The sequence below is a fragment of the Comamonas testosteroni genome (genome assembly GCF_030505195.1).
GTDB lineage: Bacteria > Pseudomonadota > Gammaproteobacteria > Burkholderiales > Burkholderiaceae_C > Comamonas > Comamonas testosteroni_G.
The window spans coordinates 5,734,199-5,754,111 of record NZ_CP129672.1 but is presented as its reverse complement, the minus strand read 5'-3'; the positions used below and the strand labels follow the sequence as shown (position 1 = coordinate 5,754,111).

22 protein-coding genes are annotated in these 19,913 nt (G+C 59.5%); 20 read left to right on the top strand and 2 right to left on the bottom strand.

What is annotated here, in order from left to right:
- Window positions 1-2: 2 nt before the first annotated feature.
- The 20 genes from QYQ99_RS26670 to QYQ99_RS26575 all read left to right on the top strand — a co-directional run bounded on the left by QYQ99_RS26670 (window position 3) and on the right by QYQ99_RS26575 (window position 18,815).
- A complete protein-coding gene (locus tag QYQ99_RS26670; RefSeq protein WP_302090728.1) occupies window positions 3-1,367 on the top strand; it encodes a hypothetical protein in 1,365 nt (454 codons plus the stop codon).
- A gap of 3 nt (window positions 1,368-1,370) precedes the next feature.
- On the top strand, window positions 1,371-1,901 hold the full coding sequence (locus tag QYQ99_RS26665) for an integrating conjugative element protein (protein WP_302090727.1): 531 nt from the start codon (window positions 1,371-1,373) through the stop codon (window positions 1,899-1,901).
- A 1-nt stretch (window position 1,902) separates the two neighbouring features.
- Entirely contained in the window at window positions 1,903-2,442 is a 540-nt protein-coding gene (locus tag QYQ99_RS26660; RefSeq protein ID WP_302090726.1) for a PFL_4695 family integrating conjugative element protein, read from the top strand.
- On the top strand, window positions 2,439-2,609 hold the full coding sequence (locus QYQ99_RS26655; RefSeq protein WP_202787453.1) for a hypothetical protein: 171 nt from the start codon (window positions 2,439-2,441) through the stop codon (window positions 2,607-2,609). Before QYQ99_RS26660 ends, QYQ99_RS26655 begins: the two co-directional genes overlap by 4 nt.
- A gap of 11 nt (window positions 2,610-2,620) precedes the next feature.
- Window positions 2,621-4,852: a type IV conjugative transfer system coupling protein TraD gene (gene traD, locus QYQ99_RS26650; protein WP_302093281.1), complete on the top strand. Its 2,232-nt coding sequence runs from the start codon at window positions 2,621-2,623 to the stop codon at window positions 4,850-4,852.
- On the top strand, window positions 4,849-5,625 hold the full coding sequence (locus tag QYQ99_RS26645; protein WP_367882830.1) for a TIGR03747 family integrating conjugative element membrane protein: 777 nt from the start codon (window positions 4,849-4,851) through the stop codon (window positions 5,623-5,625). Before traD ends, QYQ99_RS26645 begins: the two co-directional genes overlap by 4 nt.
- Before the next feature lie 23 nt (window positions 5,626-5,648).
- Window positions 5,649-5,963, top strand: a complete 315-nt coding sequence (locus QYQ99_RS26640; protein WP_302090724.1) for an RAQPRD family integrative conjugative element protein — start codon at window positions 5,649-5,651, stop codon at window positions 5,961-5,963.
- 18 nt (window positions 5,964-5,981) lie between these two features.
- Window positions 5,982-6,224: a DUF3262 family protein gene (locus QYQ99_RS26635; protein ID WP_029158356.1), complete on the top strand. Its 243-nt coding sequence runs from the start codon at window positions 5,982-5,984 to the stop codon at window positions 6,222-6,224.
- A 29-nt stretch (window positions 6,225-6,253) separates the two neighbouring features.
- Window positions 6,254-6,637, top strand: a complete 384-nt coding sequence (locus QYQ99_RS26630; protein WP_302090723.1) for a TIGR03745 family integrating conjugative element membrane protein — start codon at window positions 6,254-6,256, stop codon at window positions 6,635-6,637.
- A 43-nt stretch (window positions 6,638-6,680) separates the two neighbouring features.
- Window positions 6,681-7,067 (top strand): TIGR03750 family conjugal transfer protein, encoded by a 387-nt coding sequence (locus QYQ99_RS26625; protein ID WP_034396555.1) that lies wholly within the window; start codon window positions 6,681-6,683, stop codon window positions 7,065-7,067.
- Window positions 7,067-7,807 (top strand): PFL_4703 family integrating conjugative element protein, encoded by a 741-nt coding sequence (locus QYQ99_RS26620; protein ID WP_302090722.1) that lies wholly within the window; start codon window positions 7,067-7,069, stop codon window positions 7,805-7,807. The genes QYQ99_RS26625 and QYQ99_RS26620 overlap by 1 nt, the downstream gene beginning before the upstream one ends.
- 5 nt (window positions 7,808-7,812) lie before the next feature.
- Window positions 7,813-8,901, top strand: coding sequence for a TIGR03749 family integrating conjugative element protein (locus tag QYQ99_RS26615; RefSeq protein ID WP_302090721.1), 1,089 nt, complete (start codon window positions 7,813-7,815; stop codon window positions 8,899-8,901).
- Window positions 8,902-8,908: 7 nt separating this feature from the next.
- The gene (locus tag QYQ99_RS26610; protein WP_302090720.1) at window positions 8,909-10,327 is read left to right on the top strand and encodes a TIGR03752 family integrating conjugative element protein; all 1,419 of its coding nucleotides are present in this window, start codon (window positions 8,909-8,911) and stop codon (window positions 10,325-10,327) included.
- Window positions 10,314-10,799, top strand: coding sequence for a TIGR03751 family conjugal transfer lipoprotein (locus QYQ99_RS26605; RefSeq protein WP_302090719.1), 486 nt, complete (start codon window positions 10,314-10,316; stop codon window positions 10,797-10,799). The genes QYQ99_RS26610 and QYQ99_RS26605 overlap by 14 nt, the downstream gene beginning before the upstream one ends.
- Window positions 10,796-13,645 (top strand): conjugative transfer ATPase, encoded by a 2,850-nt coding sequence (locus QYQ99_RS26600; RefSeq protein ID WP_302090718.1) that lies wholly within the window; start codon window positions 10,796-10,798, stop codon window positions 13,643-13,645. Before QYQ99_RS26605 ends, QYQ99_RS26600 begins: the two co-directional genes overlap by 4 nt.
- Window positions 13,642-14,088, top strand: coding sequence for a TIGR03757 family integrating conjugative element protein (locus QYQ99_RS26595; protein WP_302090717.1), 447 nt, complete (start codon window positions 13,642-13,644; stop codon window positions 14,086-14,088). The genes QYQ99_RS26600 and QYQ99_RS26595 overlap by 4 nt, the downstream gene beginning before the upstream one ends.
- 62 nt (window positions 14,089-14,150) lie before the next feature.
- Window positions 14,151-15,380: a TraU family protein gene (locus QYQ99_RS28525; RefSeq protein ID WP_302093280.1), complete on the top strand. Its 1,230-nt coding sequence runs from the start codon at window positions 14,151-14,153 to the stop codon at window positions 15,378-15,380.
- Window positions 15,381-15,400: 20 nt separating this feature from the next.
- A complete protein-coding gene (locus QYQ99_RS26585) occupies window positions 15,401-16,783 on the top strand; it encodes an integrating conjugative element protein (RefSeq protein ID WP_302090716.1) in 1,383 nt (460 codons plus the stop codon).
- A complete protein-coding gene (locus tag QYQ99_RS26580; RefSeq protein ID WP_302090715.1) occupies window positions 16,780-17,193 on the top strand; it encodes a hypothetical protein in 414 nt (137 codons plus the stop codon). Before QYQ99_RS26585 ends, QYQ99_RS26580 begins: the two co-directional genes overlap by 4 nt.
- A gap of 5 nt (window positions 17,194-17,198) precedes the next feature.
- Window positions 17,199-18,815, top strand: coding sequence for a conjugal transfer protein TraG N-terminal domain-containing protein (locus QYQ99_RS26575; protein WP_302090714.1), 1,617 nt, complete (start codon window positions 17,199-17,201; stop codon window positions 18,813-18,815).
- Window positions 18,816-18,822: 7 nt separating this feature from the next.
- Here the strand turns inward: QYQ99_RS26575 and QYQ99_RS26570 are convergent, their stop codons facing one another.
- Together QYQ99_RS26570 and cadR are read right to left on the bottom strand one after the other, a co-directional pair.
- A complete protein-coding gene (locus tag QYQ99_RS26570; protein ID WP_224648078.1) occupies window positions 18,823-19,092 on the bottom strand; it encodes a hypothetical protein in 270 nt (89 codons plus the stop codon).
- A gap of 253 nt (window positions 19,093-19,345) precedes the next feature.
- Window positions 19,346-19,765: a Cd(II)/Pb(II)-responsive transcriptional regulator gene (gene cadR / locus QYQ99_RS26565; RefSeq protein WP_003079129.1), complete on the bottom strand. Its 420-nt coding sequence runs from the start codon at window positions 19,763-19,765 to the stop codon at window positions 19,346-19,348.
- Between the last annotated feature and the right edge of the window lie 148 nt (window positions 19,766-19,913).

Sequence of the window (19,913 nt, the reverse complement as noted above, 5' to 3'; positions counted from 1 at the left end):
GCATGTCGGTACAAAGCACTGTCGATGCGGACGTACAAGTGACTGAGCCAAGCGTGCCACCGCCGCCGCCTCCCGATGTGGCAGATTTGCGGCCTGCGGTTTCTGTGGCCCCCGAGGTCACTGGTGTCGACGATTCAGCCGTCGACCATTCTTGGTTGAGCGAGCTTGAGACTGCCGCTCCTCTCAGTGCTGCCACTGCAACTGCGGCGGCAACTGCTGCGCCTGTAGAGGCTGAAGAACGGCCAGGATTCCTCGCCCGCGCGTTCGGTCGCGCACCGGCTGCAGCAAAACCACGCAAGGCCGAGGTGCCTGTGAGTGTTGAGTCCAGCGATATCCCCTCTCGACGCAAGCCGACGAACCCATGGGTGCTGCGCACAATCGGCATTGCGGGTGTCGTGGGACTATTGGCAGTGGGGTACCTTCAGTACGGGCCGAAACGTCTACCAGCACTGGATCTGCTTGGCTCATCGCTTCCCGAGGCCGGCCTGGTGACGCCGCAGCCTGCTTTCGATGCTTCCGAGTTTGATCCGCGCCTGGCTGACACCTCCCCGCTGCCCCTTGCGCCCTTGGCTGACGCGGCTGCGGCACCTATCGGCGGAGCACCAGCTGGCGACGCGGACCCAATCCCCGTGGGCATGCAGCCAGAATTCGATCCAGAGGCGGTTATGCGGCAGTCTGCAGCTGATGCAGGCGTTGCCAGCCTGGGGGACGCGGGCGCTTTGCCGCAAGCCGTGGCCAACTTGGCCCTGCAGCGAAATGAGGCCGCTGCAGCAGCACCGGCTGGTAGTGCACCTATTACTGCCGCACCAGCGCCGACTATGGCGGTGGCCCCCACGGCAGTGGCGACTGCAACACCAGTCGGCGTCGACCCCCAGGTGCTTGATCGCATGAAGCGCATGGAAGACATGATGTTGCTGATGTCCCAGCAACTGGCCGCCATGCAGCAGGCCAACGCGCTTGCTGGCAAGACCTCTGCGGCACCGGCTCCTGCTCCTGCGGTAGCCCCTGCAGTGGCTCCGGCAGCCGCACAGGCCGCCCCCGTCGAGCAGCCGTCGCCGCGCCCAGCACCCAAGCGCGTGATGGTGAAGGCGAAGCCGGCGACTCCACGCCAGGCTGCAAAGGTCGTTGCAGCGAAGCCAGTTGCAGCTCCTGCAGGTGCCCAGCTTGTGTCCGTCGATATGTGGAACGGCGAGCCTTCGGTCGTGGTCGCGTCGGGCGTGCCCGGTGATCGCCGAGTGCGTGTCTTGCGCCCAGGTGATGTGGTCAATGGTCTGTCGCTCAAGTCGGCAGATCCTGTGTCTCGCACAGCCACATTCGTGGCTCCAGGCAGCCAAGGCCTGACCCTTTCAGTGAGCAATGGAGGCTGATTCATGAAAAAAACTGCCGTTATTGCCACCGTGGTCGCATTGCAGCTGAGCACGGGCGCCCTTGCGCAGCTGCGCACTGGCCGCACTGCAGAAGCGAGCTCGTTGCCCAGCACGACTCAACAGGGCCGCTCGCAACTGGACGAGACAGCGCGTGCTGTGCAACAGATGTGGGGTCTGACTGCCGATGAGATGCAGCGCGCCAAGGTGCTGTCACTGGGACCTCGTGCCAATTTCTCAGTCAAGGAGCTCTCGCCCCTTGAGGTGCTGGGCATTCATGCTCGCAACGATGCAGAGCGCCGCCAGTATGCCGAGCGCATGGCGCGGATCTTCCACCAGGATGTGGAGCGAAGCATCTTGTGGGACCGTGAAATGCAGGCGGCCATGGCCCGCCTGTATCCCAATGAGCCGATGGTGAACTATGACGGCCTGCCGCGCGTGCAGTCGTCTGTAGGTGCAGCCGACATGCTGAACGTGCCGCGCACGCAGATCATCGAGCGCGCATCGCCAGCTCCTGCCAACCGCGGAAAACGCTGATATGCACTGCAGGTTCGCCATCCTCGCCCTTGGATTCGCTTGCAGCGCGCCGGCCCTGGCCGGCGTGGAGCTGGAGATGATCCACGACAGCGGCAAGTCGGTGCCGTTGGCGCCCTATGTGGCCCAGATCGTGGGCGGCACAGATGAGGCGAATGTGCTCGACGGGCTGCGTTTCCCATTTCGCAGCCAATTGCGCGGAGGTGTGCTCAAGCAAGACGGCGTGCAGGTCTTCAATGGCCAATGGCTGACTCAGCCCATGTTCGTGATCGGCGCGGACGACGCGTCTTTGCGCTGGGTAGCCTTCAATCACAAGAAGCTAATACAGCTCAATGCTGTCGGCATTGTGGTGCAGGCAGCAACGCCAGCCGCATTCAAGCTGCTGCAGCAAGTGGCCAACCCCTTGCAATTGGCTCCTGATACAGGGGCATTCCTTGCAGAAACATTGATCGCCAAGGGTGCGCCAGTTTTTCCCGTGCTGGTGCACAGCAATGGCCGTGCCTACCAGATCCTGCCTCAGCGCACGTTTGGAGTGGCTCCATGAGCGAACTCGGCCTGGTGCATATCGGATTGGAAGGCGCTGTGAAAGCATGCGCCAATGCTCGACTGTTGCGTGCTGTGCTGAGTCAGTTTGGAACGGCTTTTGGGCCTGAACAGTCCCAAAATGTTCCAAGCCATCACGGCATGTTCCAGCTGGAGGGCATGCAGTGAGTGACGGGACCATGGAAGGCGTGCTGAGACCGCCAGTCGAAGTATTGAGCGCAGCCACAGCTTTTGGGATTGCTGGCGTAGCTGCAGCCGCGCCATGGGCGCTGATGATGCCCCACTCGCTGGGCGCAGTCTCGGGCGCAATCGCTGCCGGCTTCGGTTGCGTGCGTGCGCGCCAGGCCTTCCAGGTCTATAGCTATCAACGCGGGCTGAAGTTCACCAAGATGACGCGCTTGGCCCCTCACAAGCTTCCTGTCAATCTCAAGGAGCATCTCTACCTGGGCGAAGGCTTTGAGTGGACGCAGTTGCACACCCAGCGCTTGCTGGACGCGCGTGAGACAGATGTTCAGCGCTTCGTGAAGGCGTCGCCCACCGAGCTCAAGCTCGCAGCGACCGGCGAAAAGATGCGCAAGTGGGCGCAGGCCAAGACCGACAGCCTGCTGGCCAGGGTACTGGAGCGTGCGCTTGATGTCGGTGGTACCGCGAACCCCTTCGCCACGGGCGTGGACCTGGGCGGCAACCCTGTGCTTCATGGCGTGGGAGTGCAGAACGAAAAGCCGGTGGTGTTGCGCCAAGGCTCGCGCTCTGGCCACTTGCTGGTGATGGGCACGACTCGCGTGGGCAAGACGCGCCTCTTGGAGCTTCTGTGCTCTCAGGACATTCATGCCGGTCATGTGGTGATCGTCATCGACCCCAAGGGCGACGCGGAGCTGATGCTTCGCATGCATGCTGAGGCACGACGCGCTGGTCGCCTCGATCAGTTCTATATGTTCCATCTGGGCTACCCGGAGATTTCTGCACGCTACAACGGCATTGGCAATTTCGCGCGTATCACCGAAGTCGCTGGCCGTGCCACGAATGCCCTGCCCTCCTCGGGCAACTCGGCTGCCTTCAAGGAGTTCAGCTGGCGGTTCACCAACATCGTGGCTCAGGCCCAGGTGGCACTCGGTCGCATTCCGACCTACGAGACGCTGCTCAAGGACGTGACTGGCATTGACCCGCTGTTCATGGACTACGCGGGCATGACGTTTCGCAAGCTCGCGATTGACCATCCCCAGCGCTTCGGCAGCTATCAGGACCGCCTGGTGGAGCTGGAGCGCGCTATCGTGGCAAAGAAGGCTCCGGTTCCAAGAAGCCTGCAGGATCGTTCGCCCGATCAGGTGGCGATGTATCTGCTCATCAAGGAAGCACGACTGGACGACAAGGTACTGGTCGGCCTGGCGGCCGCATTCAGCTACGAGCGTTCGTTCTACGAAAAGATCATTGCCAGCCTGGGGCCATTCCTCGAAAAGCTCACCTCCGGCGCGGTGGGCAAGCTCATCAGCCCTGACTACTTTGACCCGAACGACAAGCGGCCGATCTTCGACTGGATGACGGTGTTCCGCCAGGGCGGCATCGTGTATGCCGGCCTGGATGCCTTGTCTGACTCCGTGGTTTCGTCTGCCGTGGGTAATTCCATGCTGTCCGATCTCGTTTCGACCGGCGGCAAGCTCTACAAGACAGGCCTCGACCCACACGGCGACGGGAAGCTGCAGCTGCCGACTGTGTGTTGCCATTTCGATGAGGTCAACGAGATTGCAGGCCCCGAGTTCGTTCCGATGGTCAACAAGCTTGGCGGATCGGGCTTTCGCATCACTGCGTACACCCAGTCGATGTTCGACATCGAGGCGAAGGTCGGTGACAAGGCCAAGGCTGGCCAGATCCTCGACAACTTCAACCACCTTTGCATGCTGCGGGTGCGCAGCAAGGCCACGGCGAGCCTGCTGACGGACCAGGTGCCACAGGTCAATGTGACGGTGCTCACGCCAGTATCGGGCGTGTCGGATACGGCTGCCCAGGGCAATGGCGTCGATTTCACCAGCCAGAACAATGACATAGCGAACAAGTCGAAGGCGCCGCTTATCGAGCCTTCTGACGTTCTCTCATTGCCACAGGGTCAAGCGTTTGCGCTGCTAGAAGGCAACCGCTGCCACAAGATTCGTATTCCTCTGGCTGATACCCAGGACGACCCGTTCATCCCTGCTTCGCTCAAGGCGGTTGCTGAGGACATGAAGCGCCGCTATCGCACGAGTGAGACATGGGCCGCAGAAACCGACTGGCTCAGTACCCAGCCTTTGGGCGCTGGTGCAGGCGGGTTGATCGACACGGATCTCGCCTCTGCCTTTGATGACGATATGCCTGGCTACGCCATGGCAGGTGCCACTTCGTCGGCGGTGGTCGGCAACGTGATGGGGCCACACTCATGACGGCTCCGAACTCGCCCCCCAAAAAGCCAAGTACACACGGCCCTGTGGGTGTGGCCGTGTTGGTTGGCTTTGGGCTATTCAGCGTGACAGTGTCCTCGTGGCTCATCGGTCTGGTGATTGAAATCGGCGGTGGCTATTTCTTCTGGCGTGGCCAGGGCATCCGCCATGCCCAGGAGATGGTGCAGCAGGATCTGCGCTATATCGCAGCCGCTCCACGCAGTCTGCTAGTGCCAGACACCGTGGACTTTTCGCTGCGCATCGTGAAGTGGGTACGTATGCCGTACGAGCGTCTTGGCGCGCTGCGCTGGTATCAGCGCAACTTGGCCGCCCAGCAGGCTGGCACAGACGTGGCACTGCCTAGCTTTTTGGGTCAGAGCGTGCAGCCTCAACTCAAAGGGTTGGCCATGGCTGGTGCGTCGTTCATCCACATGCTCAGCGAATGGGTGGTCATCAGCATGTTTGTCCTGCAGGACGTGCTGCTGCGCCTCTGCACTGCTGTTTTCGCGCTCCCCGCATTTGCGCTCGCCTGCCTGATGGGAGTGATCGACGGCCTGGTGCGCAGGGATCGGCGCCGTTGGCAAGGCGGCCGCGAATCCTCGTTCGTCTACCACCACGCCAAGCGCTATGTGGGCTGGGCGCTTACAGGTGGCTTTGGCTTGTACCTGTCCTGGCCATTCGGCGGCTTCAACCCGGCCTACATGGTTCTGGTATTCACCGTGCTTGTGGCATTCACCCTATCGACAACGGTAGGCGCGTTCAAGAAATACGCATGACATTGATTTTGAAGGAGATATTGATGAAACGCTCACGACATTCGTTCTTTGCCCTCTTGGTGATTGGAGTGCTCTCCACCACTGCGATGGCCTGGGCAGATGTTGCCGACGACGAGCTGGAGCGCGAGCGCCTGGCGCGCATCGCTGGCGAGATCGAGCAGGTGCTGCTGATGGTTGCTGACGCGGAAAAAGCCGCGCCGACCGGCCAGCGCGTGAAGTTCCGATACGACTGGCTGCAGCGCGACCTGGAGCTGCTGCGCCTCGGCGTAACGAACCATGTGGATGCACCTCGCCAACCTCGCCCAGTCGCGCCATTGCGTGGGGACTATCGGCAATAACCAAAAGAAAAACAAACCATGCAATCAGAAATGGCGACGGCATTTATGCAAGGGGCCGGCTTCAATCCTCAAAGCTTGAAGTACCTGCTTTTTGTCGTGGTTTTTGCGATGGTTTTTTCTATTGGCGCATGGCTCGGCACGCTGGTATTGAAGGCTTATGGAGACGGAGAGCTGAATGCACCGGAAGCCATGCGTGCATGTATTGGAATTGCCATCACCGTTCTATTAGTGGTCGGTGTGCTCGGATCAATAATTTTGTGAATCAAAGAAATTAATCAACCGGAGAAATCATGAAAAAACATTTGAAGAAAATTAATTCTGGAATCGCCTCTATTGCACTGGCTCCGGTTGTGCTGCTCGCAACCTGCCCTGCTTTTAGCGCTCTGCCAACAATTCAACCTCCTGCAGGTGGAAGTATCGGCGGTGGGACTACACAAGAGGGCGATGTTCTCGGGCAAATGGGAGCGTATTTTAAGCTCGGAATGACCATTCTGGGATTGGTTCTGGCCGCTATCGCATTTCTATTCGTTGTAACTGCCTCTTTGCAGCGCTACCGTGACTACACCGCTGGCAAGATTCAATTGGGCGACCTTAAGGAGTTTGTAATCGTGAGCGTGATTATTATTAGTTTTGTGATCTTGATGGTCAACTACGCGGCCCAAGCGCTGTCCTAACATGGCAGCGAATGACTCTCGCCTCCAAGGGAAGGCGCCTGTCATGGCGCCCTTGACAGATCGCGTGAATTCTGAGCCGCCGATTATTAATGGTATGGCGACGAGCGAAGCTGGGTATATTGGGGGCGTGTCGTTCGCTGTGAGCGCTTTTATTGGTGGGACGATAGCTCTTATTACCGGGTTTTGGGTCGCTCTTCCAATTTTGTGCGTTATCGTACCTTTCGCAGTCCTCTGGTATTCATCACTCTATCTGCAAGAAGTCAAGAGAAATCGGCCTGAAGGCTTCTATCTCCATTCGATGCATTTTTATCTTGTGTCACATAAATTGGCAAAGCCTAAATTCCTGGTCCATGACGGTCGGATGCAGTTGGGTTGCAGCTATCGCATGAATTCCATCCAGGCCAAATCTAAATCATCGGAAGATAAATAATGAGCAGCGGTGATTATCTGGACGCTTTGGCGTCGGAGCGCAGCCATACCAAAAAACTGACAAACATTATTTTTGCAGTCGTGTTTTTCGGTGTGGCTGGGATGTGGTTCGCGTCGCGCGTTCCTAAAAATATCGACTTGCACGTCGCACCCGATATTAAGGCGGGTGACGCGATACGGGTGATTGATGGGCAGTCGCCAGTGCCGTCTACAAATGCCTACGGCTTTGCGTACTACATCTGGCAGCAGATTAATCGCTGGCAAAGCGACGGCTCTCAAGACTATGGCAAGCAGATTTATGCGATGCAGTTTTATCTGACTCCGCGTTGCCAGGCGCAACTGCAAACCGACATGCAACAGCGTCACGCCAAAGGCGAGCTGCGCCGCCGTACCCGCCAGATCAGCGAGATTCCCGGCTTTCCGTACAGCGAAAACCGCGTGATCCGTGAAGGCTCGGACGCCTGGACAGTGCTGCTGGACATGCAGGTTCAGGAGACCTTTGCCGGGCAGCCTGTCAAGGACGTATTCATTCGGTACCCGCTGCGCGTGGTGCGCTTCGATGTGGACCGTGAGCGCAACCCATGGCGTCTGGGCTTGGATTGCTTCGGCAGCAGCCAGCCCGCGCGCCTCAATCCTGCGGATCTCAAGCCTGGCGCTCCAGTTCAAGCGGATCTGAAAGCACCGCGTCTGCCTGGAACTATTGCCCCTTCGAGCCTGCCTCGTGACACCTCTGTCGATTGATCCACATGATCCAACGTCGTTCTCTTTCGATCAGCCTCCTGGTCGCCCTGCAGCTTCTGCATGGCAGCGTCGCTGCTCAGCAGGTCGAATCGCTTGCGGGCAGTACCGAGACGCCCGAGTTCAATGAGCCTATTGATCTGGGCCAAACGGGTGCAGCAGCTGCAACACCAGCTGCTGGAGCCAATGCAGGACGCACCCCAGCTGGCGGGCGCATGGTGGCAGGTGTTAGCGTGCCCGCACCGCTGGCGAATACAGCCGTAGGTTCCGCCAGGCGCGCAGCTGCCGAAGCGTCTCTACGCCGCGTTGGTCCAGCTCCTTTGACTTCTGGCCCCGCCGAGCGTGCTGTGTTTGCGCGTGAGCCAGTCCGGGTGAATCTGACGGTCGGCCAGGAGCGCCTAGTGACCCTGCCAGCCGATGCGTTGCTGCGCATGCCCAGTGACATGGATAGCGTGGCGCGTATCGAGACGATCGCCGGCACGATCTATGTGACTGCGCTCGTGCCATTCACGGCGATCCGAATCATTGCCGAGCTGGTGGATAGCGGCCAGCAGATTCCGATGGATCTGATTGCGGTAGCCGCTCCAGACGCCAAAGACCCCAAGGGCAAGGTCGTGTCCACGCAGTCCGCTAAAGGCGAGCTGCAGGTTTCTGTGATCGAGCCCGCGACTGTGCCGAACCCCACTGGTGGAGCTGCTTTGTCTGGTGGCCAGTCTCAACGGCAAGAGAGCGTTGCTGCGGACATGGTGCAGCTCACTCGACATGCTGCCCGCCAGCTCTACGCACCTCGACGCTTGGCTGGTGGCACTCCAGGTGTGAGCCAGGTTGGCGTAGGAACCGAACCCGTGCCGACACTGTTCCGAGGCGCTGCCGTGGACACTGCGCCCGTAGGCCAGTGGAAGTCGGGAAACCTGTATGTGACTGCGGTGCGCGTCACCAACCGCTCGCGCTTTGCCCTGGAGTTGCCCTTGGAGAGCTTGCGCGGGCGCTGGCTCTCGGCCACGGCCCAGCATGGCCGGATCGGTGCTGCTGGTACAGACACCGACACCACGGCGGTGTACCTGGTGTGCGATCGCACTTTCGAGTCCTGTCTGTGAGGCACCCATGGCAGTGAAAAGCAACAAACTCACCCCTGTTCTAGTCATCGTGGCTTTTGTCATCGTCGGCTCGGTCATCGTCATGCGCCAGAACAATGCGCCTACCGCTGCGCCCATGGCAGCCGCCCCTCTGCCCAAGACGGCAGGCGCAGATGAGGACACACCCAGCGAGACGCTGGCCACGGTGGTCGCAGCCAACAGGGATCTGCGAGCAGATATTCAGGACGTGCTCCGTGCTAACCAGGATTTCAGCAAGCGCCTGGAGCGCTTGGAGAAAGGTACACCTGCAGGGACCTCTTCTGCTGGTGCTGTCGGTGGTACCAGCAATGACACAGATCCAGCCCCAGTCGATGTCTTTAAGCCCATTGGCGACGCCATCGACTCTGTTACGGGGCTTGGCTCGAATGGCGCCGGCGGAGGTCATCGTCCCGTTGGTGGCTCCCAGGATCTAGGCTTGTCCGGTGGCAGCACTGCCTACAAGGTGGTTCCGCCCATGGGCTACACGACCGAGACAACTCAGCATCAAGGGAAGATGGTTACGCGCTACGTGCGGGTAGCCCCGGACGGCACGCAATCCATGCCCAGTGCGGTCAGCGCGGCCCAGGCCGCACAAGCTGCTCAGGCCTCTCAGGCGGCCACGAAGCCGCAACCCGTGGCTTATTTCACGCTGCCGGAGAACTCCACGCTGGCGGGCGTCACCGCGATGACCAGTTTGATCGGCCGTGTGCCGGTCAATGGTCGTGTGACGGACCCCATGCAATTCAAAGCCATGGTCGGGCGCGACAACTTGGCCGCCAACGGCTGGGAGTTGCCCGAAGACCTCGCCGGGATGATCGTTACCGGCGTGGCCGTAGGCGATATGGCGCTGTCGTGCACCGAGGGAAAGATCCGCAGCATGACTTTCGTGTTCAACGATGGTGCGATCCATACGGTTTCGGCGCGTCGTGCGCCGCAGACCCAGGCAGGTGCCGGCGTCACAGCCATCGCTACCAATGGTTCCACAGACCTTGGATTCATCAGTGATCTGTACGGCAACCCCTGTATTCAAGGCAAGTTCGTGACCAATGCCCCGGCCTATCTGACCGACATCATTGGTGCCAAGGGCTTGGGCGTGGCCGCCGAGGCCTTGGCGCAGGCCCAGACCACCACCATGGCCAGCAGCAATGGCACCACATCTTCGATCACCGGAAATGCCGGCAGTTTTGCACTGGGCCGCATGGGTTCGGGAGCCACCGATGAGCTGGTGCGCTGGCTGACTGAGCGCCTCAAGAGCTCGTTTGACGCGGTGGTCACGCCCGCTGGCCAGCAGTTGGTCGTGCATCTGGACCGCCAGATCGAAATCGACAAGCCCGCCAACCCAAGAAAGATCGTGCACCGCACGCAGTCCCCCAATGTCCTGTCTGGAGCCCGCTATGGCCTCGAATAACTCCCTACTTCTTGCCATCGTGGTCCCTGCGCTACTGGCTGGTTGCACAGCAATTGGGTCGCGCGAGTCTCCGCTCAAGGAGGCTACGGCTGGCAGTCCGACCCTGGTGGATGTGTATCGGGGCAAGTTTCAGCCCCCGCAGTCAGCGGCTTCCTCTCGTGAGACAGCGCGGGACCGCCTGGAGCGTGCGTCGAGTGCGCGCCCGATCGCGCGCGGCGACGAAATGACGCAGCGTTACTGGTCGGCCCTGGAGCCTATGCAACAGCGCTTTGCACGCGTGCCCAACCCGGATCTGGTCATGGTGGTCTATCCCCACCTGGCCAAGGGCCGCTACCCCGTGCCTGGCTATGTCACGGTTTTCCCAATGTATGAGTCCACGGAGTACGCCATGCCCGGTGAGGTGGCCGAAGAGTTGCAACAAGGCCGCGCCGCATTCTCACGTGGCCGCACTGCTCGGGAGGCTGGCCAATGAGCGGATTGCTGGAAATGCTGGGCCTGTCTGGGGGCACCAAGGGCAAGCACAAGCGCCGGCTCATGACGGCCGCCGACCGCAAGCAGATGGCAGCCCGTCCGCCCTCCTTCACTGAGCTGCTGCCTTGGGTCAAGTTTTCACCCAAAGACCGCAACTTTGTGATGCGCGACGGCAAGACCTTGGGCGCGCTGTTCGAGCTGGGCGCTGTCGCTACGGAGGCGCAGCCGCTGGAGTACCTGCAAGAGCACTGCCGCAAGATTCAAGAGGCCATTCAGGCGATTCCCGAGGTCGACTCTTCGCCTTGGGTGGTCCAGTTCTTCCTGAGCGATGACCGAAACATCGACGGGCTGAACCAATACCTTCACGACTACATCCTGTCCCAGCACAAGGACGCCGAGCGCGCGCAGGCCATCATCGACTCGGAATACACGCAGTCCGTGTTGAAGGAGTTCCGCAGTCACCTGTCGCAGGTTTCCCGAGAGCAAGGGCTGTTTACCGACACCCTGGTGACGGGCCAGACCTGGCGTGGCCAGCAGCGCCGGGTTCGCTGCTGTATCTATCGCCAGTTTGATGACTTGGTGAATGAGCGCCGCATGGCCGAGCAGCAGATGGAGGCTGTGGCCACCACCTTGCTGGCCACGCTGAACGAAGCCGGCGTGACGGCGCGGCGTGCCAACGGCAAGGACTTCTACGAGTGGATGCTTCCATTCTTCAACCGTAATGTGCCCTGGGCCAGCACGGGCGCCGAGCTGTTCCGCGGCGCGCCCTATCCGGGTGACGAGGCTCCAGAGGGCATCTATGACTGGGATTTTTCCGAGTCGCTGAACCTGTCGGAGCCCTCGTGCAACCAGGAACAAGGCTGCTTCGAATTCGATGGCCAGCCGGTGAAGTTCCTCACGCTGCAAAACCTTCGTGCTCACCCTAGCATCGGGCACTTCTCCGCAGAGAGCCGGATTGGGAGCGAAGCCTATGCGCGGTTTGACCGACTGCCGCCTGGATCGATGCTGTCCGTGACGGTGACGATTGCAGCGCAGTACCAGGTCGAGCGCCACGTCGAGGACATCAAAAGGGCTTCCCGTGCTCAAAACGCCGTGGCGCAGGAGACCCATAGAGAGTCGGAGCAAGTGCTCCAGCACATGGCCTCCGGGGACAAGCTGTATCCGATGTTCATGGGGCTGTACCTGAGCGGTAAGACCCATGCGGATCTGGATGCGGCTGTTTCCGAGGTCAATGCCCAGCTGACGCCGACCGGGATGCGTTTCATCGAATCCCGAGAGGACCTGGTGCCGCATGACGCCTTCCTGCGTGCATTGCCATTTGCATTCGATCCCACGTTCGACCTTCGCAGCATGCGACGGTCGCGCCTGACTTTTGCGAGCCTGATCGCCGCCATTTTGCCGGTCTATGGGCGCTCACGCGGCACGGCCAACCCCGGCTTTTGGTTCTGGAATCGCGGCGGCGAGCCGTTGTGGATCGACCCACTCAACAAGATTGACCGTAAGAAGAACGCCCATATGGTGGTGTTCGGCCCCACAGGTGCGGGCAAGTCGGCGACGTTGAATTACCTGTCCATGCTGGTGATGGCCATCCACCGCCCACGTCTGGTGATTGCTGATGCAGGCAAGTCCTTCGATCTGATGGTCAAGGACATGGCCACCAAAGGCTTGAGCGTGCATCGCGTCAACTTGAGCGGCGATACAGACGTATCACTGCCTCCATTCGTGTACGGCAGCCAGCTGCTGCAGGACAAGGAGATCATGGAGTCCTTCAAGGCAGCGGAGGAATACTTCGGCGCTGGAGCGGGTATCCCCTCCGAAGAGGATGCTGAGCTCGTCGGTGCTGAGCGACTGATGGAGTCGGTCAATGAAGTGATGGAGCCTGCAGACGCCGACGACGACTCGGACGAAGAAAAGCGCGACTACCTGGGCGAGATGCTCATTTCGGCCATCATGATGATTACGGGTGGTGAAGACGCCGAGCTCAAACGCATGACGCGGGCCGACCGCTATCTGGTCACCAGAGCCATTATTCGAGCCGCAGTGCGCGTGTCCAATGAAGGCAAGCACCATCCTCTGACACAAGACGTTGCCCTGGAGCTGACCGCCATGGTCAAGGACGCATCTCTGTCGGAGCACCGCCGCTCGCGCGCCGAAGAGATGGGCCATTCGATGATGAGCTTCACGACAGGCCTGCGCGGCAAGCTCTTCAACCGCTTGGGCCAGGACTGGCCAGATGCCGATGTGACCCTCGTGGAAATGGGCACACTGACCAAAGACGGCTATGAGGATGCGCTCGCTGTGGCCTACACCAGCCTGCTGGACTCGGTGCAGTCGCGCGCAGAGGCCGCTCAGCATGAGGATCGCCCCCTCATCATGCTGACCGATGAAGGGCACTTGATTACCACCAACGAGCTGCTTGGCCCGAAGGTGGCCAAGGGCACCAAGATGTGGCGAAAGCTCAATGCCTGGTTCTGGCTGGCCACGCAGAACTTGAAGGACTTCCCCGGCAGCATGTCCCGCGTGCTGTCCATGTGCGAGTTCTGGATGTTGCTGACCATGGACAAGAACGAGATCGAGGAGATCGCGCGCTTTCGATCGCTCACACCAGAGCAACGCCACATGATGGAGTCTGCCGTCAAGGAGCCGGCGAAGTACACCGAAGGTGTGCTCATCAGCGCGAACAATCAGTGGCTGTTCCGAAACGTGCCGCCGGCACTGCCAATTGCGCTGGCAATGACGGAAGGCCACGAGAAGGCTGAGCGCCGCCGTCTCATGGACGAGCATGGATGCACCGAGGTTCAAGCAGCCTACCGCGTGGCGGCACGCCTGCAGGAGGCGCGCGCATGATGCGGTCATCCCTCACTGCCCTGGTGTTGTGCCTTTGCTCTCATGGTGCCCTGTCCCAAGGCTCCATCGGCCCTTCGGTGACGACCGTGGAGGTCTTCGCCAATTCGGCCACGGTGGTGCGGCCGCCGTTTCTCCAGCCTGGCTACGTGCTCAAGGTCTATCGCGTCGACGCCATGGCTCAGCTTGAGCAGCAGCTCAATGCAGGGCTGCCCAAGAACGAGGCCGACGCCATGGCCTACATGCGTCAGCACGAGGGCGAGATCCGCCGCCGCTACAAGGACCAGATCACCAATGCGGCCTCCGGCATGACGCTGGCCGTCCAGTACCGATTGGACCGCCTGCCGGCCATCGTCATCAATCGCGCCAAGGTCATTTATGGAGTTGCGGATGTGGACCGCGCCATCGAACTGTTCGCCGCGGCTCAGCAGAGGCCTCCCCGATGAAAAAACGAGCTTCCCTAAATCTCAGGCTGCGCCGTCTCGTCGCGGCCGTCAGTACGGCCTCGATGTGCGCCGTGCTCACACCGGCCACCACCATGGCAGGAACCACCACCCCGGCCATCATCGCGAATACGGCCAAGGCGGCCTTGTCTTGTGTGTCGTACTCCGTCGAGGGCGTGTGCTTTTTCTTGAGCTGCGGCTGGACCGGATGCTGGATTCGGACCTCGATCAAGATCTCCCACTATGTGCCAGACGTGGTGGTCAGCACTTACAACGAACCGCTGCGCCACCCTTGGACAGACATCGGCACGGTCGTGGCCACCACGTTGACAACGGCTGGATCTGCACTGACAGGACGGCTGCTGGACTCGTCCGCCGGCGGCCTGGACAGCAACTCGGCCATGGCGAACTTCAAAGGGGCGGATGCCATAGGCAATCCTGCCGGCATGTTTGCCAGCATGCTCGCGTCTGGTGGCATGTTCACAATGCCGAAGTCCATTGCATTTCCCACGGTTAGCGAGTTGGCCAAGTTCCCCTCGAAGGAGCTGCCCAACATTGGGCGCCAGTGGACCCAAGTGCCTGCCAGCATCGCGGAGACCGTGGCATCTGATGCCAAGGGCCTGTTGAGCTCGGAATCATTGCTGGCCAGCCTTGGAACGATCCTCAAGACCATCGAGGGCGTGAAGCAGGTGATGGAGATCGCCGAGACAGTGCAGCAGATCCAGGCAGGCATCGCCGGTCTGCAGCAGCTCTCCGAAATTCTCTCGGGCAGCACCGGAGGTGCCCTCTTCTGTCCTGGCGGAGCCAGCTATTTCAACCTGCACTTCCAAAGCGAGCTCGATGCGCCTTTCTGGCGCGGCATCGTGCCCGTGGAAATGATCTATGCGCAGGCCTGGGTACCCGGACTGGGCGAGATCGGCTCGGGCTATACGCAGACCTGGGGCAACCTGTACCCACGTACCGGAGAAATCATCCAGTCGCACCCCGTGAAGGCTTCTGCAGTGCTAGCTGAGCGTGTCGCCTCGATCATCTACAAGGAAGCTCAGCCTCACATCTACTCGCGCGTCCAGCCCTCCGGGGGCTATCGCTACTTCAACTATGGCGAGAAGCGTAAATGGCAGATGTTGTATCCGCAGGCTTGGTCCGGGTGCCAGCAATTCGGCCAGAACGACTCGCTGTCGCTGACTTCGTTCGGGGATGGAGCCACCAGCTCTGATGACGGCTACGCCTGGAACCTTTGGCAAAAGTACACCTGCTGCCGGCGTCGTGGCGTGTATCTCTACTCCGTGCCCTGACCTCCCACTCCAATTTCACTATGACAATCGCACACTCCTCTTCTCTGCGCTTCAAGCGGATCTGCGCGGCCGTGACCTTGGCCTGCGTGCTGGCTCCCACGGTCGTGACACCTGCGGCCGCCCAGACGATTACCTCGTCGGGTCTCTACTATCGGATGGGCGGGGGCTCGCCGATCAGCGCTGCCCCCCATCGCAGCGCCTTATCGATGCAGTTGGGTGCCGGCGTCCGCGCGAACTATTCCTGCGGGAAGTTTGACATCGGGCTCTCGTGGTCGGATCTCATGAATAGCATCCAGAACCTGGGTGCGACGATCACCGGGGCCGTGCAAGCGGGTATCTCGGCCCTGCCGCTGTATTTCCTCCAGCGCGCGCAGCCAGGCCTCTATCAGCTCTTCCAAAACTTCAGCCAGAAGGCGGATCTGCTGGTCTCTGCATCGCTGAAGACCTGTGAGGACATGGAGGCGATGATTAAGAATGGCCAGGACCCTTACGAGGAGTACATAGCCCTGGCCAAGGGTGATGCCTGGAAAGTCAAGGCCAATACGGGCGGCAGCGTGGTTAATGCCAAGCTCGATATCAACAAGAACGAGGCGGGCCAGCGTGCCGGATTGCCATGGGTATTTGGGAGCCGTGCCGGTGGGGCTGGGACCCCACCTATCCAGCCTATCCGCGACCTGGCCGTCGCCGGCTACAACGTCACCATCAACAAAGCAGCCAACTCGCTGTCGACGGCGAACTACGGCAGCTCCTCGCTGGCATCGACGCGCCTGGTCCAGGCCTTCAAGACCCCGGACGACCTGGCTCGCTGGAGTGCCGAAGTTCTTGGCGACCAGAAAATCTATATGTGCACCCAAGGCTCCGATTGCCCGAGCCCCACCATCACCTCGACGGCGACCGGCCTGGCCCCGAAATTCGAGCGCGAGCTGGACGAGGTACTGCCCACGATGCGCAATATGGGCTTCAGCACTTCAAGCAGCCATGCCGACCTGGCCAAGGTCAGCGCTCCCGGCATGGCCGTGAGCCCACAGCTGATGGACGCCGTGCGCAAGCTGCCGACCGATGTGCGGTCCGTGGCCATTAACCGCCTGGCCCAGGAGGTTGCGGTCTACAAGACCATCGACAAGGCACTGATCGCGCGTAACGCGCTGATCTCCGGTATGAGCCTGCCCGAGGCCACGGGCGCTGCTCCCGTTAGATCCGAGGTGCAGACGAAGATTGACCGCCTGACTCAGTACATCAACGACATGATGTTTGAGTTCCGCATACGGAAAGAAATGACCGGCGAGACAGCTTTGTCGATTATGGGCAACCAGCAGCAAGTCGGGGCCGCGTCGATGGATGTGCAAGGCGGCACGCGTGCAGATCCTGCGCCGTTGGTCGACGGACGTGTGAGCACAAGATGACCGACACCGAAAAAGTCGTGGAAGCGTCTGAGCCAGTTCCAAAGCGTAAGGGGCGGCTTCGTCGTTGGCTGCCCTGGCTCATCTACGGTGCCTTGATCGTTTTGATTGGCGGCACCTTATTGACCTGGCTGCTCAAGCTGGAGCCCTCACAGGTCGTCTCTGTCTCAGCATGGTTTCGCATAGGCGCGCAACTCGGGACGCTTACTCAGACCGCCCTGTGCAGTTGGGTGATTGTGAGCTGGCGTCCGATCGTGGCCTGGGGATTCAGGCGAGGCTACGTGGCCAAGCATGAGCTGCGGGCGGTGCTGGCTATGCGCTGGCGCGTCGCCGGCATGCTGGCCATGTACTTGGCACTCGTGCCAATTGGCGCGGGCAATATTGCCCGATTCATCATGGGCCTTATCTCCTGATCGATATGCAGCTCGATAGCTATCTTGAACTATTTACGACGCTCTACGGCTGGGCATTCGCCAACCTACTCGGCGAGATTTTGACCGGCACCGGCCTGGCCGCCCTGCCCTTCGCGCTCATCGCGTTTAACGCGTGGCATAGCGCCAAAGAAGAAGGCGCAGGGTTTAACGGTGTGCTGGCTCTCATCGAGTCCATACAGACCAAGCTGATTACGGCATTGCTGGTCATGGCGCTGTGCTTCGCGACAACGCCTTTTACATCGCTGCACAACATCAATCTCAGCTACAAGCCAGAGCGGGCTGCAGATGGTTCTGAGCCCCAGGTCGTGTCGACACAGGGCGGGACGAACTCGGGCTACGACCGAGCGATGGCAGACGCGGTGAACGGCTCTTTTGCCGGATCTGGAAACCTATCCTATGTCCCCTTGTGGTGGTACAGCGTCATGGGGCTGTCCTCTGGCATCAATGGCGCTTTTCGGGCGGGCGTGACCAGCTCTGAACGCGATCTGCGCGTCGTAGCAGATCTGGCCAGGATGGCCACGATTGAAGATCCGGCTCTGTTGCACGATGTGCAGCGCTTCTACAGCGAGTGCTTTGTGCCTGCGCGCAGCCAGTATTTCTCGATGGACAAGAATCAGATCTCAGCAAACGGCCGAGGCATTCTCGCAGAGGGGAGCATCTATGGCCCCACGGATGTGGACTGGGTGGGCAGCCAGTTTTTCCGAACAGAGCCCGGTTTCTATGACGTGATGCGCTCATATAACCCGGTGCCTGGCTGGAGCATCGACTTCAATCGTGACAGCGAATACATGCAAGGTGGCGGTTCGGATCAGGGCTTTATGAACCCGGACTGGGGGCGCCCAACTTGCAAGCAATGGTGGGAAGCTGACGCTGCTACAGGAGGAGTGCGAGAGCGCCTCACCAGCAACACCTCGACATGGCGGAGTCTCTTGCAAGTCGCCCAAAACACTATCACGTTTAGTTCGACAGATGAGGCCAAGGATGCCATGGCAAAGCTAGCCTTTGAGAAGGCCAACCCGACATTTGTTAGTCCTGACAAGATGCTGGGCGACGACTATGGCAAGGGCACGAACGCGTGGCGTACTGTCACAGGGGGGATTAGTACCATTGGAGTAGGTAAACAGGCATTTGAATCCTCACTCAGCATGGTCCCATTGTTGAATATGCTTCCCATGCTCCAAGCACTTGTACTGATGGCGTTGTATATGTTCCTGCCATTGATCGTAGTGATTAGTTGCTACGATTTGAAAGTGATGGTGGTTGGTGGATTAGCAATATTCACAGTTAAGTTTTGGGCCGTCATGTGGTATGTGGCCCGATGGGTTGACGCCCATTTAATCGATGCGATGTACCCAGGTTTGACCGGATCTGCATTGATGCAAGAGATTACGCAAAGCGTGAGCTCCGGTCAGCCGCAACTATACAAGCGCATGATTCTTAACACTTTATTGGCAATGATGTTCATTGCACTTCCACTCATCTGGAGTTCCATGATGGCGTGGGCGGGCTATCGACTTGGGCTTGAAAACTCCAGCATTAACAAAGCAGACAACCTCTCAAACAAAGCTGGTAAGGGGTCTAGCGTTCGATTAAAACGTTGACAGCTTGTTAAAGGTCTTCTTCTTGTTCGCACCAATACTGAAGTTCACCCATACCAATTTCTCCATTTTGGAATGCAGTATGGGCATCGTAAGCGCAGGAGATCGAGGTGCTTTCCTCATCATCCGTCATGGGCGAAGTGAAGAAGGCCCAAGCAGCATTCCAGAGCGAGCCAAGCACTAGGCCTCCAACGATGAGGAGGACTCGCCAAAACAGGCCGATGAGTGCGATAAAGAACTTGAGCATAAGAAGCCCCAACGATGTGAAATGGATCTTCATGTTTCCCTGGGCGATCGTGCATTCCACACGATCCAAATTGAGTGACTTCCACATCCCTCGAAGGTTGGGCGTGAAGCTTCTATGTATCGAACCGACTGAGGTTCAGATTGTCAACGTTGCGCGATCAAATCAGAAGTACCAGTGCAAGTATGCGCTATACACCGAAAGTCCATCATCGATGCAGACGCCGCGTGTAAATCAAATCTCTTCCTAGTCAAACTCTTGGGTTCGCTGAGTAGACGGCCGATATTTTTCATAACATCGTTGGCACCGGACTTTGCAACGCCGACGACAGGCCATCAAGTATTCCACACAGCTCGACGACCTGCCCGGAACAGCATTGAGCTCTAAGAGCGATCAACTGTCCCTCGAGAGCCTTCAGCTCCTCAATGCGTTTGACTAGCTGCAGGATATGTTTGTCCAGAAGCTCATTGACCTCGCCGCAAGGTTCACGCTGCCTATCTTTCAATTGAAGTAAAGACCGGATATCGTCCAGCCCAATATCCAACGAGCGGCAATTTCGCACAAACGCTAGTCGCTGTACGTGCGATTCGTCATATCGCCTGTAGTTGCCTGCCGTGCGCGCTGCAGGTGGCAGCAATCCCTCCTGCTCGTAGAAACGAATTGTTGGGATCTGCACCCCTGTCGCGCTGGCCAATTCACCGATCTTCACTCTGTATTCCCTGGCACTAGTTGCGGGTTTCCCTTGACTCTCAATCTGCTTTAGAGTTTTTAATGATGCGCTAGATAGGCTCCGAAGTCAAGTGACGGCGTGAGGATCAACCAGAGTGCGCTGTCGCACCTGATGCCGTTACTACGCG

Bases quoted from the DNA above. Each gene is read 5' to 3' on its own strand.
- QYQ99_RS26570 (WP_224648078.1), bottom strand. From the start codon at position 19,092: ATGAAGATCCATTTCACATCGTTGGGGCTTCTTATGCTCAAGTTCTTT.
- QYQ99_RS26635 (WP_029158356.1), top strand. From the start codon at position 5,982: ATGCAATCAGAAATGGCGACGGCATTTATGCAAGGGGCCGGCTTCAAT.
- QYQ99_RS26660 (WP_302090726.1), top strand. From the start codon at position 1,903: ATGCACTGCAGGTTCGCCATCCTCGCCCTTGGATTCGCTTGCAGCGCG.
- QYQ99_RS26625 (WP_034396555.1), top strand. From the start codon at position 6,681: ATGGCGCCCTTGACAGATCGCGTGAATTCTGAGCCGCCGATTATTAAT.
- QYQ99_RS26645 (WP_367882830.1), top strand. From the start codon at position 4,849: ATGACGGCTCCGAACTCGCCCCCCAAAAAGCCAAGTACACACGGCCCT.
- QYQ99_RS26585 (WP_302090716.1), top strand. From the start codon at position 15,401: ATGACAATCGCACACTCCTCTTCTCTGCGCTTCAAGCGGATCTGCGCG.
- QYQ99_RS26670 (WP_302090728.1), top strand. From the start codon at position 3: ATGTCGGTACAAAGCACTGTCGATGCGGACGTACAAGTGACTGAGCCA.
- QYQ99_RS26620 (WP_302090722.1), top strand. From the start codon at position 7,067: ATGAGCAGCGGTGATTATCTGGACGCTTTGGCGTCGGAGCGCAGCCAT.
- QYQ99_RS26640 (WP_302090724.1), top strand. From the start codon at position 5,649: ATGAAACGCTCACGACATTCGTTCTTTGCCCTCTTGGTGATTGGAGTG.
- QYQ99_RS26580 (WP_302090715.1), top strand. From the start codon at position 16,780: ATGACCGACACCGAAAAAGTCGTGGAAGCGTCTGAGCCAGTTCCAAAG.
- QYQ99_RS26630 (WP_302090723.1), top strand. From the start codon at position 6,254: ATGAAAAAACATTTGAAGAAAATTAATTCTGGAATCGCCTCTATTGCA.
- QYQ99_RS26615 (WP_302090721.1), top strand. From the start codon at position 7,813: ATGATCCAACGTCGTTCTCTTTCGATCAGCCTCCTGGTCGCCCTGCAG.
- QYQ99_RS28525 (WP_302093280.1), top strand. From the start codon at position 14,151: ATGTGCGCCGTGCTCACACCGGCCACCACCATGGCAGGAACCACCACC.
- QYQ99_RS26665 (WP_302090727.1), top strand. From the start codon at position 1,371: ATGAAAAAAACTGCCGTTATTGCCACCGTGGTCGCATTGCAGCTGAGC.
- traD (WP_302093281.1), top strand. From the start codon at position 2,621: ATGGAAGGCGTGCTGAGACCGCCAGTCGAAGTATTGAGCGCAGCCACA.
- QYQ99_RS26595 (WP_302090717.1), top strand. From the start codon at position 13,642: ATGATGCGGTCATCCCTCACTGCCCTGGTGTTGTGCCTTTGCTCTCAT.
- QYQ99_RS26610 (WP_302090720.1), top strand. From the start codon at position 8,909: ATGGCAGTGAAAAGCAACAAACTCACCCCTGTTCTAGTCATCGTGGCT.
- QYQ99_RS26600 (WP_302090718.1), top strand. From the start codon at position 10,796: ATGAGCGGATTGCTGGAAATGCTGGGCCTGTCTGGGGGCACCAAGGGC.
- QYQ99_RS26605 (WP_302090719.1), top strand. From the start codon at position 10,314: ATGGCCTCGAATAACTCCCTACTTCTTGCCATCGTGGTCCCTGCGCTA.
- QYQ99_RS26575 (WP_302090714.1), top strand. From the start codon at position 17,199: ATGCAGCTCGATAGCTATCTTGAACTATTTACGACGCTCTACGGCTGG.
- QYQ99_RS26655 (WP_202787453.1), top strand. From the start codon at position 2,439: ATGAGCGAACTCGGCCTGGTGCATATCGGATTGGAAGGCGCTGTGAAA.